General features: G+C 39.2%; 10 protein-coding genes. 6 read left to right on the forward strand and 4 right to left on the reverse strand.

Annotated elements, in window-relative coordinates; all coding sequences use genetic code 11:
* Window positions 1–14 precede the first annotated feature (14 nt).
* Together C7S20_RS17235 and C7S20_RS17240 are read left to right on the forward strand one after the other, a co-directional pair.
* Entirely contained in the window at window positions 15–1,052 is a 1,038-nt protein-coding gene (locus C7S20_RS17235; protein WP_107013631.1) for a helix-turn-helix domain-containing protein, read from the forward strand.
* Window positions 1,053–1,390: 338 nt separating this feature from the next.
* Window positions 1,391–1,963, forward strand: coding sequence for a pseudouridine synthase (locus tag C7S20_RS17240; RefSeq protein WP_107013632.1), 573 nt, complete (start codon window positions 1,391–1,393; stop codon window positions 1,961–1,963).
* Between the two features lie 54 nt (window positions 1,964–2,017).
* Here the strand turns inward: C7S20_RS17240 and C7S20_RS17245 are convergent, their stop codons facing one another.
* Genes C7S20_RS17245 through C7S20_RS17260 form a run of 4 tightly spaced genes read right to left on the reverse strand, consistent with a single transcriptional unit; the run spans window position 2,018 to window position 9,051 of the window.
* On the reverse strand, window positions 2,018–2,578 hold the full coding sequence (locus C7S20_RS17245; protein WP_227009042.1) for a biliverdin-producing heme oxygenase: 561 nt from the start codon (window positions 2,576–2,578) through the stop codon (window positions 2,018–2,020).
* Window positions 2,568–3,125: a response regulator gene (locus C7S20_RS17250; RefSeq protein ID WP_107013634.1), complete on the reverse strand. Its 558-nt coding sequence runs from the start codon at window positions 3,123–3,125 to the stop codon at window positions 2,568–2,570. Before C7S20_RS17250 ends, C7S20_RS17245 begins: the two co-directional genes overlap by 11 nt.
* Window positions 3,126–3,162: 37 nt before the next feature.
* Complete coding sequence (locus C7S20_RS17255) at window positions 3,163–5,376, reverse strand: ATP-binding protein (RefSeq protein ID WP_107013635.1); 2,214 nt, start codon at window positions 5,374–5,376, stop codon at window positions 3,163–3,165.
* A complete protein-coding gene (locus C7S20_RS17260; protein ID WP_107013636.1) occupies window positions 5,377–9,051 on the reverse strand; it encodes a CheR family methyltransferase in 3,675 nt (1,224 codons plus the stop codon).
* Window positions 9,052–9,633: 582 nt separating this feature from the next.
* Here C7S20_RS17260 and proC point away from each other — a divergent pair.
* The 4 genes from proC (at window position 9,634) to C7S20_RS17280 (ending at window position 14,436) form a co-directional block, all read left to right on the forward strand.
* Window positions 9,634–10,440, forward strand: coding sequence for a pyrroline-5-carboxylate reductase (proC, locus tag C7S20_RS17265; RefSeq protein WP_107013637.1), 807 nt, complete (start codon window positions 9,634–9,636; stop codon window positions 10,438–10,440).
* A 31-nt stretch (window positions 10,441–10,471) separates the two neighbouring features.
* Window positions 10,472–11,245: a glutamate 5-kinase gene (proB, locus tag C7S20_RS17270; RefSeq protein WP_107013638.1), complete on the forward strand. Its 774-nt coding sequence runs from the start codon at window positions 10,472–10,474 to the stop codon at window positions 11,243–11,245.
* A 30-nt stretch (window positions 11,246–11,275) separates the two neighbouring features.
* Window positions 11,276–12,475, forward strand: a complete 1,200-nt coding sequence (locus C7S20_RS17275) for a glutamate-5-semialdehyde dehydrogenase (RefSeq protein ID WP_107013639.1) — start codon at window positions 11,276–11,278, stop codon at window positions 12,473–12,475.
* A 95-nt stretch (window positions 12,476–12,570) separates the two neighbouring features.
* Window positions 12,571–14,436: a M61 family metallopeptidase gene (locus C7S20_RS17280; RefSeq protein ID WP_107014293.1), complete on the forward strand. Its 1,866-nt coding sequence runs from the start codon at window positions 12,571–12,573 to the stop codon at window positions 14,434–14,436.
* The last annotated feature ends 93 nt before the right edge of the window (window positions 14,437–14,529 follow it).

Below are 14,529 nucleotides of genomic sequence, written 5' to 3' on the forward strand. Positions count from 1 at the left end.
AACCTAATAAAAAAATGGAAATTTTTCATTTAGAAATAGACGATGTTAACGATTTTATACCAAAACTTGCCGATACTCTAAATATTAGCTATGAAAATAATCTCGGGGAGCAAAAACTAATTATTCCAGACTCTCTGGGTAGCGGTTCCATCATGGGAATAAATTTTCCCAACGGTGTAGGTTTATATACGTACCAGTGCCAATTATCCAAAGATGTTAAACTTCAAATCAACCATAGAAAGATCCAGCCTTTAAGGTTTGTTTATTGCATGGAAGGAGAATTGGAAAATCATTTTAGCGGAAAATCTGGAAATATTACGATCACTCATCATCAACATCTTATTTACGCCCCCTCCAGGGGAGATAATCATCATTTTATTTTAAGAAAAGATCAGCATTATAACATATGTTATCTCGAAATAGACAGGCTCCGCTTTCAGGAATATCTCTCTTTTAGTCTAAGGGATGCGGAACCAATATTCTATGATATTTTCAGCGATGTAAAAGGAGAGGAAAGAGTTTGTGAGCTAGGTAAATTCAGTCTTCGCACCGCCGAAGTTATTAAAGAGATAAAAACCTGCAATGTGGATGGCTTTCCACGTATAAATTTTATGGGAGCAAAAGCCCTGGAGATCTTGAGTTATATGCTTTATAGATTTAAGAACAAAAAAGATGATTTTCACAATAATAACCTCAAGGAAAAGGATCTTAAAGCCATAGAGGAAGTTGTGGAATATATTGAAGACAATATTGCAAATGCGGGAACTGTACAACAGCTCGCACGCCGTGCAGGCATAAACACCAATAAACTGCAGGAAGGTTTTCAGGCAATCTACGGTAAAACCGTTAATGAATACCTTCGCGATGAAAGGCTTTCAAAATCACTTGATATGCTGTCCGATGGCAAGAAAAATGTCAGCGAAGTAGTCTATGAGCTGGGCCTTTCAAGCAGAAGCTACTTCTCAAAAATCTTTAAGGAAAAATATGGTGTTTCGCCGCGAAAAGTACTACAGGGAACACCTGTTGAGCAGGAAGAAAACCTGGCGAAATAAGAAGTCGATAATTTTAATAAAAGGGTGTTTTTCCCCTTTTACGGGATTATTTCCTGTTCTATATTAGTGAAATAATTTAGTACTGATCTTTTAGTTGCACTTCCCCTCCTGGTGCAAAAGCCTTCCCCCAATTTTAAGTAGAAATGTTAAGCAATTTGATAAACTCTTTCAAAGGGGACAATCATTCATCAATCAAGATCATCAAAATTTCATTAAAATTTGAATTAGCCATTCAATAAGTATTGCTTATCATCTCTATTTCATCTCACAGTTGAAGTGTCGGTATCTACCGACACTTTTTATTTTTTTCTTCCATAGAAATTTCTACTTTTCCGGGTATGTATAAACATTTCAAGATCTATAAGCCCTATGGTTTTTTGAGCCAGTTTATCTCAAATCAGAAAAAGCAGGAAAAGTCACATTTTCTGGGAGAATTATTCAATTTTCCTGAAGGGACCATGTCTATAGGTCGGCTAGATAAAGATTCTGAAGGACTTTTACTGCTCACTAACAACGGCAAATTAAGCAAACTTATCACCGCCGGAAATGTAGAAAAGGAATATTACGTGCAGCTTGATGGCGAAATTACCGAAGAAGCTTTATCACTGCTCAGAAATGGGATTGAAATTAGTATAAACGGAAAAATCTACCTCAGCCTTCCGTGTAAGGCTTTTAAACTGAACAAAACACCTGAATTCCCCGAACGAGGCAAAAAGATAAGGGATCCCCGGCATGGCGCAACCAGCTGGATCTCAATCACCCTCACCGAAGGAAAATTTCGCCAGGTACGAAAAATGACCGCCGCCGCAGGATTTCCCACGCTGCGGCTGGTTCGCGTTCGTATAGGAAATGAAAAAATTGAAAATATGCTGCCGGGAGAGGTGATCGAAAAAGAATTTTTCGAACTTTAACCTATCGCTTATCAAACTCCATTATTTCCAGTTGCCCGAAATTACAATATCGATTTATTGATTACTCAAACTTCTTTCAATTTTAAAAGCAGCTTCAAACAAACGAAAAGTTTCAATGGCTTTTTGTGACGCCAGTTGAGTTTCCTGTTCAGAAAAATCTCTATTTCTAATTTCTTTCTGGAATTTATTCCAGCCCTTTGCGTTCTCCTTTGAGGCATTATAGAAATACTGTTCGGGAAGCCCGTGGAGGGCCCCGCAATATTTTATTTGCTTCCCAATCATCATTCCTCCCATGGCCGAGCCTTCGACCACATAGGCAATTCCCAGAGCCTCTATCTCATCTTTACATTCAAAAGGAAAATCCCAGAAAAAATCGGGGTTTTTAACTCCCAAATTTTCAAGATCCTTTTTTATCCTTTCTGCCTTCAAAAAAGGATGAAAGTTGAGATATTTTTGAAGCAATTTTTCTGTTTTCCGGTAAGCCTGAAAATTCTGAAGTAAAAGCAACAAATATTCTTCGTGGTTAATACTGTGATCAATAATTTTTTGAGCCAGATTTTTACTTTCCAGTGCTTCATGGATTTCCCGGGTTTCTTCTCTCAACCTATTCAGCATTGTCATCAATTTTAAATCGGCTAATGGCCTGTTTTATCTTTTCGATATTATCAACCTGTTCGGCATTATCTGCATCGATCTTTGCCAGGTATTCATGAATTTGATTCACGGTTATCCTATTATTCCTAATACGCTCCCGAACTTCATCCCTGGCAGTCATATTCACCACCACTTTTTTAAGAAAAGGCTCCAACTTAGCGGCCAGGTTCTTCATATGTTTTTTAAGGATGTACCCGGAGGCTCCGCTTAATATAGTATGAGCCGCAAGCTCTTCATCATTGATAGTTCCGGTAACAAAGATCAGCGGCAGTTCTTCGTCAAATTCCTTTACCATTTCAAGTACATCAAGACCTGTAAAACCAGGTAGATTATAATCTGAAAGTACAACATCGGGTGCGAAATTTATCAGAAATTCCCTGCAGCCTGTAAGGGTATCGGTAACTTCAATTTGAGATTTTTCGGCAATTTTTCCCAGCTGTCTTTTTATAAGACCTGCATCAACTTCATTATCTTCAACAAGTAATATTCTCAGGGGCGTTTTTATCATCTTCAGGAATTAATCTTTTTTATTAAATTTTTAAAAATCAGAGGTAAAAATAAAAAGCGGCGCCTTTTCCCGGTTGACTTTCAGCCCATATATCTCCACCATGTTTTTCGATAATCTTCTTGGCAATGGCTAAACCAATTCCGGTTCCTTTAAAAGGCTTTTCAGCAAATCTTGTGAATAGTTGAAATATTTCTTCTTTCTTTTCAGGGTCAAAACCTATCCCATTATCTATTACGAAATAAACAGTTTTATCATGAAGGGCTTTTGATCCGATTTCTATTTTAGGTTTCTCTGCTCTTTCGCTGTATTTCAAAGCATTCATTAGAATATTCGACCAAACCTGCACCAGCATTCTTTTATCCGCCATCATCTGCGGCATATCTGTCTGGACTATTATTTCTGAATGAGGATAATTAACTTTAAGGTTGAAAGATTTCAAAATATCCTGTAATAATTCATTTACAGAAAACTCAGATTTCTTCAATTTCACTGCAGAAACACCTGAAAAGGAAAGAATATCGTCGATAAGCGCATTCATTTCAGCTACTGAATTCAAAATGGTGCTTATAGCCTGTTGGCCGGGCCCATCTAGTTTATCGTAATAATCTTCTTTTAATATTTGGGCATATCCATCAATTCCGCGCAAAGGAGCTTTTAGATCATGGGAAAGTCCGTGACTGAATAACTGCAATTCCTTATGAGCCTTAAAAAGCTGTTCATTGAGGCGTTCGATCTTTTGTTTTTGCTTTTGAAGGATAATATTGCTCAGGCTTTCCCTAATAGCCCTGGCCGCGCTTATTTGATAATCCTGCCAGGAATTGGAAATGCCGGTGAGCTGCTGGGTCCATTTTTTAAAAGATTTCCTGGGAGTGATTCGTTGCTTTTGCTCATCAAAACTGGCTTTTTTATCGGGATTCCCTCCCCAGCTTATATTCTGAACCACCTCAGGCCGAAACCACATAAGAAAATCATGGTCATTATTTCCCAGTTTTACAGCCAGGATTCCTGAAGCGGTACTGATAAAAGTCTTTGCCGGTTCATAAAATTTGCTCAGATTCCTGGTGAAGAACAAAGCTTCTTTACTTTTAGATAAAAAATCTGCCGTGAGCTTTTTCACCTGCTTTTTGGTGGGAGTTTTTCCAAGTAATCTTATTTTTCCATTAAGAATTAAGGCTCCACCGTCACATTCCAGCAAATCGGTAAAAATTGTCTTTTGCTTAAGCAAACCGTTTTTGATCTTGTCTTCATCTTTCATCTGTTCGACCAGTTCTGTGCGAACTTTCCCCCATTCATCAAGCTTTTGAATATACCTACGGGTTTCTTTTAGCGATAATTCATTGGAGAAGATCTGCGTTAAAAATTCACAGGTTTGACGATGATAAAAGCTTATAATTTTTGCGGAATAGTGATGGCATGCCAGCAATCCCCATAGTTTTCCATTGCTGATCAAAGCTGCAGTAAGCGAGGCTCCCACTTTCATATTCTGAAGATATTCAATATGAATCGGGGAAACTGCTCGTAATTCAGATTTTGAGAGATCGATAGGCTGCAGATTTATTGGCGATATTTCTGGTTGAATGGGTACCGGACTGCTGTTGACATCAGCTATGATCCTCACGCGATGCTTTAAAAAAAGTTCCCTCGATTGTTTTGGAATATCACTGGCGGGATAATGAAGTCCAAGCCAGCTCTCCAGTTCATCCTCTTTTTCTTCAGCTACTACTTCCCCATTCCATTCTTCATCAAATTTATAGATCATCACCCTGTCATAACCAAAGATCTTTCTGGTAATAAGGGCCGCCTCATTGCATAGCTCGGCTGGTCCCTGAGCAGCTCCCAATTTTTTAAGAATATGGCTTAATTGCCGCTGGTATTCATACGGATCATAACCAGTTTCTTTTAGCTCAAAATCAAGAATAATACTTTCCCCAGAGATATGAGGAATGATCACGAAATTGCGGTTATTTATACTTATTTCTTTAACTACCTGGCTTTCTTCCTTTTGGCTGGTATTCGCAATTTCCCCGCTTATCACTTCGCCAAGTAAATGCTTTAAATTTTTACCGAGCAGTTCTTGATAAGAAATGCCGAAGAAAACTTCGGCATTCTCCCCGATTTGGGTGATGTCAAGATTTCTCTTATCACAAACCACAATAACCCCGTGAGCCTGTGATTTTCCGATGATGTGAATGGGTTCTTTTTCGCAGTTGCTAATATCTACCTTCTGTGGGTAGTATTCCCTTTGAGACATCTAGCTGGCTTTTAATTTAAAGTAAAAGGTACTTCCAACTCCAACCTGCGAATCCACCCAAATAGTACCTTCATGTAAAAGCACGATCTTTTCAACGTGCGCCAGCCCCACGCCGGTTCCGTCTACGGAGTCATTTCCCGGCACACGATTAAAAATGGTAAATATATTCTTCCTGTCTTCTTCAGAAATTCCCACGCCATTATCCATTATTGAGAAAACCCAGTAATCTTCTTCCCTGTAAGCGGAGATCCGTATCTCCGGTTTTCGGCCTTTCGGAACATATTTAATAGCGTTGCTGATGAGATTCTGAAATAATAACCTCAACTCGATTTCATAACCCTGGATATGAGGCAGGGAACCAGAATGGATTTTTGCCTTCGAATCTTTTATACTCTTGGTGAGATCGTATTTTACGACTTCTACAACTTCATTCACATCTACCGTGGTTTTTCGCCCGTTTTTCCCAATCCTTGAATGTTCCAGCAGCGCACGAATCTGTGCAGAAAGGCGATCTGAAGCATTCTTGATATACTTCACATAATTCTCTCCTTTTTCGTCAAGTTTGTCGGCATACATCTTGCCCAGCACATCGCTTCCAAACTTTATGGTAGAAAGCGGCTCCTGGAGATCGTGAGAACAAATAGAGACAAATTGTTCAAGATCGCGGTTGGCCCTTTCAAGATCGGCCTTCTGCTCTCTTAATTGTACCTCAGCCTTTTTAAGTGCAGAAATATCCACACAGGTGTACCTGATAGTGAGAAGGTTTCCTTTTTCATCTTTCTCGGCAGTGGCATTAAGGATCACGGGGAGTTTCTCCCCGTCTTTCGTGATCATGTCCTGGCTGATGTTGGTCAATTCGCGGGATTCCTTAAAACTTTCCTTTAGTTTATCTGCCGAGGTATGGGAATCTTTGTCGAAAAGATCAAAAACAGTTTTATTGATAAGCTCTTCTTTGCTTTCATAACCAAGCTTCTCTACCACCTTTTTATTGCATTGTACAATAAGTGAGGTGCGTGGATCGACGCTAAGGTGCAAAACCGGATCATCTTCATAGAATGATTTAAAGCGTTTTTCACTGGCTTCCAGTTTTTCCCTTGATTTTTGAATGCTTTCAATATCAATAAAAGAAATTACCACTCCATTTATTTGTTCGTCAGATTCTATATAAGGGGAAATTCTTTGCAGATAATTTTTACCTTCCCGGGAAACGATATGTTTTTCCAGTATCTTCCCTGTTTTGAGAACCTTTTTGCAGCGATCAAGAAAACTGCGTTTACGGCTTAAACCAAAACTATTGGTAAAATTATCTATAGGCCGTCCCACATCTCCATTTATCAGACTAAAATGTTTTTTAATGGCGGGAGTGAATTTTCTGATTTTAAAACTGCTGTCAAGAAAGATCACGCCAATATCTGTACTTTTCAGTAGGTTGTTCATATCGGCGTTCAAAGCAGCGAGATCATCCATTTTCTGAATGTTCTCCGCATTAACGGTATTGATCTCTTCATTTACGCTTTGAAGTTCCTCATTAGTACTTTGCAATTCTTCGTTAGATGCCAGTAATTCTTCATTGGCAGCCTGCAGCTCTTCATTACTGGTCTCAACCTCTTCCAGTGAAGTTTGAAGATCTTCCTTGGTCTTCTTGAGTTCCTCTTCAAGACCGGCGACATATTCTTTGGTCTGCTCTGAAGGGCTGATCTTTGGAACCTCTTTCATTTGCTCCAGATCCAGCTCTTTTTCAACAAAAGTGATAATATAATTAACCTCGCCATTAAGATTGTGTTCGGTAAAAGGTTTTACAATAATATCAGCACCAGTGTTTATCCCGTTTTTAGTAACGATCGCATCGCGGTAAATTACTTTATCATTCTGTTTCTTCGCCTGGTTAAAGGTTGTTTGCACTACATATTTGAGATCAGATTCCAGCATATCTAAAAGGTTAATCGAAAATCCGCTCACGGGAAGGTTGGCGTATTTTCGAAATTCCCCCACTGCATGAAGTATGTTATAATTGGAATCTACAAAGACCGATGCCCCTCCAAACTGCTCCAGAAGTGTTTCATGCAGCTGCTGCTGTAACTTCGTTTTTATTGGATTGCTTTTAGCATTGTTCCTGAAAGATTTTCGATCCCTGCTCATTTTATTCTCTATGAGTTTGGCTCCATTGATCTTTGAAGCCGCTGAAGCTCCAGGGGTAATACCACTATTAAGTCTTTTACTCGGTACTATATTCCTGTAAATTTTCCAGCGCCGATCTATTTCGGCAAAACTATCACGGTTGCTGTTCACACTTTCACTTGTACCTAAAACCAGCACACCATCTTTTTTTAAGGCGTAATGCAATACGTTCATCGCCTTTTTCTGAATGCTGTTCTGAAAATAAATCAGCAAATTTCTGCATACTACCATATCCATATTGCTAAAAGGCGGATTTTTGATAACGTTATGCTTGGAGAAAATAACCATTCTTCTGATTTTCTCCACGATTTGGTAGCTATGCGATTTACTTAAAAAGTACTTCAGAAGGAATTCTTTAGAAACATCTGCCACAATACTTTCAGGATATTCACCCTTACTTCCAATATCGAGATGCGGTTTGGAAATATCGGTCGCGAAGATCTTGATGGTAAGATCTTTCCCTTGCTTTTCCATTTCTTCATAAAGGCTCATGGCAAACGAATAAGCCTCTTCCCCGGTACTACAGCCAACATCCCACACTTTTAGGACTTCTCCATCTTCTTTTTCTGAAATAAGTTTAGGAAAGACCTTTTCTCGTAAAACCTTCCACACCTCCTCATCTCGGAAGAATTTGGTAACTCCAATAAGAAATTCACGATACAGGATCTCAACCTCTTCCTCATTTTTTGTGAGATATTCATAGTAATCGGCGAGGTTTGGGCATTTGCAAATATTAACCCTTCTTGCCACGCGTCGTGCCAGGGTAGCATACTTATATTCCCGAAAATCAAGCCCCGCCTTTTCGTCTATATAATTGAGAATTTTATTAAGCTCCTTTTCGTCATACTGAACATCACCATCCTTAAAATGAAAAATTGGTGGAGTAGAAATGAAATTTTTCAGCTCCGGGCCCATTTTCGCAACCGGCAGTATGTAATCTACAAGTCCGGTATTAATAGCACTTTTAGGCATCCCGTCAAATTTCGCTTCTGAAGGTTCCTGCACCATTACCATTCCATTCTTTTCTTTGATAGCTCTCGCTCCACGAGTTCCATCGCTTCCGGTTCCGCTTAAAATCACTCCTATCGCCTGCTCTTCCCTTTGCTCGGCAAGCGATTCAAAAAAGATATCAATAGGAAGATTTAATTGCTGATTCTTTGGCTTTTCACTTAAACACAGCCTATTATCCTCCAGAACCAGGTTATGTGCCGGCGGAATAAGAAATATTTTTCCCGGCTGCAGCTCCATCTGATCTGTGATCTGTACTATGGGTAAATTGGAGTTTTTGGTAAGTAATTCCCCCATCATGCTCTTATAATCTGGAGAAAGATGCTGAATTACCACATAAGAGTTGGTATCGCTGGCTGGTATGTTCTTAAAAAAGGATTTTAAAGCTTCCAAACCTCCGGCACTGGCTCCCACGGCAATAACTCTTGAATGTTTAACTAATTTTTCTTGTGCCGTATTATTTTTTGGACTTTCCTTGGTTCTTTTCATTAATATCAATCACAGGTTTAGTGAAGGCAAATAACTTCTTCTTATAAAATGTTAATTATAAATAATTTTCGTCATACCAATTACGGTTTTTATAACAAATATTGCGGTTATTGGAGCTAAAGCCTATTTTTAGGAGTTAAAAATCGCTCCCATTAAAAAAAATTTAACTTTTCAACTTTTGTGCCAGCTCCTTTCATTAAAGGGACTGCCAAAGTAACATGCGGAAATGGCAGACGCAACTATCTATAAATCCTAAATTATTCTTAAAGTTTTACCTGAGAATTACGCAGGAGAAAAAAATATGAGCCAATTTAGGTTTTGAAGATCTCCTATTTGTTTTATGAATTGAATGCGAAACTCATAAAAAGCACCAGCGTAATTTTGTGATTTTTAAAAATATATGACAGATGACTGAGGATAATTTATGAGAATTTAATTTTTTATTAATGTTTTATTATAGAATTGAAGCTTATATTTTTCCAGATTTCAGATTTTACCCGAATTGGCTGCCGGCTTCGCACAGTCTTTGTGCCATATACAGCCAAAAGGTTTAAAACCAGAAAATAAATCAAAAAAGAGAAAATGAAAACATTAGTAATTGGAGCAGGAAACATGGGTCTTACTTACGCCGAAGGAATGGCCAAATCTCCGATATTGAATCGCAGAAATTTAATGGTATTCGATAAATCGGCCGATGTCATCGCAAGACTTCGTGATCTTGACCATTTTGATGTATATGAAAAACTTGAAGAGTGTCTTCCTAAAGCCGATATGGTTTTTATTGCCGTAAAACCATATCATTGTGAAGAACTTTTCGCCGAAATGAAACCCATGGTAAACGAGGAACAAATTTTTGTTTCTCTAATGGCAGGAGTTACCATTAATAAGATCCAACAGGGACTTGGGATCAGAAAAGTGGTGAGATCAATGCCAAATTTACCTGCCCAGGTGGGAAAAGGAGTAACCTCTTATACCCAATCTAAAGAAGTATCGAGAGTTGAACTTTTAATGGTTCGCAATCTGCTCGATACCACAGGAGAGTCAATCCATGTAAAATCTGAACAATTTATAGACGCTTCCACAGGAATTTCAGGAAGTGGTCCCGCCTACGTATTCTATTTTATGCAGTCTATGCTGGAAGCCGCTTTAAAAATGGGATTCTCAAAAAATGATTCCCGCGTCCTGGTAAGTCAGACCTTCGAAGGTGCGGTAGAACTATTTAACCGCAACGACCTTTCTCCCGATACCTGGATGGAAAGAGTAGCGTCTAAAGGTGGGACTACCCGTGCTGCTTTAGATTCAATGGATGATAACAATGTAAAAGAGCTCATAAAAGAAGCTGCCTATGCCGCTTTTGACAGAGCTGTTGAACTGGGAGAAGAAAAATAATTCTAAAAAAGTTAAACCATAGAAGATCAAAATGGATAAAAAAAGAAGAATTGTTGTAAAGGTGGGAACAAACGTAATGACCAACAAGGATAACCGTATTCTTGGACCGGTATTAAAAAGCCTTGTTCGCCAGATTGCCAGCCTTTACGAAGAAGATATACTTACCGTTCTGGTATCGTCTGGATCTGCAATTGCCGGGAAAGAAATTCTTGGCGAGATCAATATTAAAGACGACAGCAAAAGACGACAGGTTTATTCTTCGGTTGGACAGCCAAGAATGATGAGGCATTATTACGGCATTTTCCATGATTATGGAATGCGCTGTGCCCAGGTTCTAGCTACCAAAAGAGATTTTAGTCCGGGAATTCACCGGGAAAATATGATCAATTGTTATGAATCTCTTTTATCTGAAGGAATCATTCCTATCGCCAATGAAGATGATGCTGTTTCGGTGACCATGTCTATGTTTTCAGATAATGATGAACTGGCAAGTCTTGTAGCCGAATTGATAGGAGCTGAAAAACTGATCATTTTAAGTGATACCGAAGGACTTTATACCGGACATCCGGAAGATGACGATTCAGAAAAACTGAATAAGGTGCAGATCGATGAAAATGTTGAAAAATACGTTCAGGAATCTGACAAAGGTGAGGGTGAAGGCCGCGGCGGAATGGAATCTAAGATCAAGATAGCCAAAGGCACGGCAGCCAAAAATATTACCACCTATATCGCTAATGGAAAACGCGAAAATGTAATTCTGGACATTATGGCCGGAAAATCGGTGGGAACAAAATTTACCTCGTAAAGAATATTAATAACTTAAAGAAACGAAGAAATGAAGTTGATAAAATCAGAAGTTAAAAACAAGGTCCTGCAGTCCATGATGAAAATCCTTGACCGCAGGCGAAAAGAAATTATCGAAGCCAATAAGAAAGATCTGGACGCTTTTAGTAAAGACGATCAGGCCATGTATGACCGCCTTATCGTGGATGATAAGAAAGTTGACGGGATGATCCAATCTGTTAAAGAAGTGAGGGAGCAGGAAGATCCTGTAGGCAAAGTAATTGAACACCGAACCCTGGATACCGGTCTTGACATCACTAACAAAACAGCGCCTTTCGGGAATATTCTTATTATTTACGAATCTCGTCCCGACGTAACTATCGAGGCGGCCGTACTTGCTTTTAAAGCCAACAACAAGATCTATCTCAAAGGTGGGAAAGAAGCCATAAATTCTAACAAAATTCTGGAAGAATGCTGGCATGAAGCACTGGAAGAGAATGGTCTCAGTAAAGACTGGATCAAACTTTTACACCTCGACAGGACTCAAACCCAGGAATTTTTGAAAAATCCGCCGGAACAATTAGACCTTATCGTACCCAGAGGCGGAGAACGTCTGATCGCATTTGTTAAGGAACATGCTACCGGGGCCGTTCTGGTGAGCGGTAGAGGGAACAACTTTTTATATGTCTCTAAAAATGCCGATTTTGAGGTAGCAAAAAAAGTGATGCTGAACGCCAAGATCGATAAAATCTCAGGTTGTAACGCTTTAGATAAAGTGCTGGTTGATAAAAATATCAACAATTATGAAAGTAAATTGAAAGAACTTCAGCAGTTATTCCGCGATAATAAGGTTTCTGTGCTTGTAGATGAGGAAGTATCAAAAGTATTGACCGATGAAGAGAAAATCCCTTCTGAAGATACCTGGTACGAAGAATTCCTCGCTATGAAGATCGTAATTGGAGCGGTGGACGGCCTGGATGCAGCGATCGAGAAGATCAACAAATATTCCGGAGGCCATTCAGCTTCTATTATCACTACCGATAAAGACGAAGCCCTGACTTTTATGGAACAGGTAGACAGCGCTGCGGTCTATCACAATGCCTCCACCCGATTTACCGACGGCGGACAAATGGGCGTGGGTGCCGAGCTCGCTATTTCAACCGACAAACTTCACCACCGCGGTCCCTTAGGATTGAAACAATTAGTAACGAATAAGTATTATGTACTTGGTGAAGGGCACGTGAGAGTATAAATTTGAAATTCTATATAATAAAAAGCGCCGTTTGGCGCTTTTTTTATGTAACAATTACCCATTAATTAGGTCTAACCTTGAAAACATCAAATTTTATGAGAAAATTAATTATGGGGCTTGCAGGGGCAATGATGCTGTTTTCCTGTAAGACCCGGCAAGTTAACACCCCGGAGCAGCCCATCACTGCTACGATCAATCTGGTAGATGTCCAAAATGATAAAGTTCAGGTAAGCGTAGATCCTGACAGGTTTACCAGCGACACCACCACTTTTTTTATTCCTAAAACCGTTCCCGGCACCTATTCTACCGATAACTACGGAAAGTTTTCTGAAAATTTTAAGGCATTCGACTACAAAGGCCGTGAAATGAAATTCAAAAAGCTCGACGAAAACAGCTGGATGATCACCCATGCGAAAGATCTCGATAAGGTGACTTATCTGGTGAATGACTCTTTCGATTGGGAAAATGAAGGCGGCTTATATTCCATGGCCGGCACAAATATTTTAAAGGATAAGAATTTCCTTTTAAATCTTCACGGTTTTGTGGGCTATTTTAAAGGAATGAAAGAAAAACAGTATAAACTGGTAATTGAAAGGCCTTCTGATCTGATCCCCGGCACTTCGTTAAAAGTTTCAACTACTACGGCTGATGACGCTGAAAATACTAAAACCGATATTTACAATATCAATCGTTATTTTGAGGTGATCGATCATCCTATCATGTACGCCGAACCGGATACAGTTCATATTGACGCACAGGGAATGGATGTTATTCTGGATGTTTATTCTCCCAATGACAAGTTTAGCGCACAGGATCTTAAACCTGCGGTTAGCCGAATGATCAGGGCACAGAAACGATTTATGGGTGATATCAATACCACCGATAAATATGCTATTCTGCTTTACCTTGCGGAAGAAGATAAGCCTGACGCACGAAATTTTGGTGCCTTAGAGCATCATACTTCAACAGTAGTGGTACTTTCAGAATCTATGACAAAACCGGCTCTTGAAGAATCCCTTACCGATATAGTTTCGCACGAATTCTTCCATACCATAACGCCTCTCTCGATTCATTCCAAAGAGATCCATTATTTCGATTATAACGATCCGAAAATGTCTGAACATTTATGGATGTACGAAGGAGTAACCGAATATTTTGCCAATTTGTTCCAGGTAAATCAGGGCCTAATCTCCAATCAGGAGTTTTATGACCGGATGGTAGAAAAAATTCAGACTTCCAGGCATTTTGACAATTCCATGTCTTTTACTGAAATGAGCCGGAATATCCTCAAAGATCCTTATAAAGACAATTATTATAATGTCTATTTAAAAGGCGCACTCATTGGAATGGCTCTTGACCTCCGCCTTCGTGAATTAAGCGGCGGAAAAATGGGAGTGCTCGAGCTAATGAAAAAGCTCAGTGAAAAGTACGGAAAGGATAAACCTTTCAGCGATGAGGAATTAATTCCGACCATTGTAGATTTGACCTATCCTCAAATTCAGGATTTCTTTGATAAATATGTAACCGGCACTACTCCTATTCCATATTATGAATTTTTTGCCAAGGCTGGACTGGAAGAAGAAATGGTTATGAGTGAAGTGGGTTATTTCCTGAATGGCCAAACTCCTTACGTTTTTGCCGATCGGCAAACCGGAGATATCTATTTTCGGGATGATATTGAGCTCAATTCCTTTTTAAAAGGCCTTGGAGTTAAAGGTGGCGATGTTCTGAAATATATAAATGGTGAAGAATATACTAGTCAAAATATTTTTGAACTGATAAAAGAAACAGAAACATGGACCGTAGATGCGCCTATCACTATGACTGTAATTCGCGATGGTAAAGAGATTACACTTGAAGGCAGGATTGTAACCCCCATGGACAAAACGAAAAAACTGGTTGAAAATCAAAATGCCGATGGAGACGAGATCGAGATCCGTCACGCCTGGCTAAAAGGATAATCCTTATTTTAAATAAGTACAATGCCGCCGAAAAAAATTTTCGGCGGCTTTTTTGTTTTCATAAGCAACGAAAAAAGATAACTTGTTATCTTT

It is taken from the genome of Christiangramia fulva, assembly GCF_003024155.1.
Taxonomy (GTDB): Bacteria; Bacteroidota; Bacteroidia; order Flavobacteriales; family Flavobacteriaceae; genus Christiangramia; species Christiangramia fulva.

What these genes read in the sequence shown, in the direction of transcription:
- C7S20_RS17235 (WP_107013631.1), top strand. Translation starts at nt 15, where the DNA reads ATGGAAATTTTTCATTTAGAAATAGACGATGTTAACGATTTTATACCA.
- C7S20_RS17240 (WP_107013632.1), top strand. Translation starts at nt 1,391, where the DNA reads ATGTATAAACATTTCAAGATCTATAAGCCCTATGGTTTTTTGAGCCAG.
- C7S20_RS17245 (WP_227009042.1), bottom strand. Translation starts at nt 2,578, where the DNA reads ATGCTGAATAGGTTGAGAGAAGAAACCCGGGAAATCCATGAAGCACTG.
- C7S20_RS17250 (WP_107013634.1), bottom strand. Translation starts at nt 3,125, where the DNA reads ATGATAAAAACGCCCCTGAGAATATTACTTGTTGAAGATAATGAAGTT.
- C7S20_RS17255 (WP_107013635.1), bottom strand. Translation starts at nt 5,376, where the DNA reads ATGTCTCAAAGGGAATACTACCCACAGAAGGTAGATATTAGCAACTGC.
- C7S20_RS17260 (WP_107013636.1), bottom strand. Translation starts at nt 9,051, where the DNA reads ATGAAAAGAACCAAGGAAAGTCCAAAAAATAATACGGCACAAGAAAAA.
- proC (WP_107013637.1), top strand. Translation starts at nt 9,634, where the DNA reads ATGAAAACATTAGTAATTGGAGCAGGAAACATGGGTCTTACTTACGCC.
- proB (WP_107013638.1), top strand. Translation starts at nt 10,472, where the DNA reads ATGGATAAAAAAAGAAGAATTGTTGTAAAGGTGGGAACAAACGTAATG.
- C7S20_RS17275 (WP_107013639.1), top strand. Translation starts at nt 11,276, where the DNA reads ATGAAGTTGATAAAATCAGAAGTTAAAAACAAGGTCCTGCAGTCCATG.
- C7S20_RS17280 (WP_107014293.1), top strand. Translation starts at nt 12,571, where the DNA reads ATGAGAAAATTAATTATGGGGCTTGCAGGGGCAATGATGCTGTTTTCC.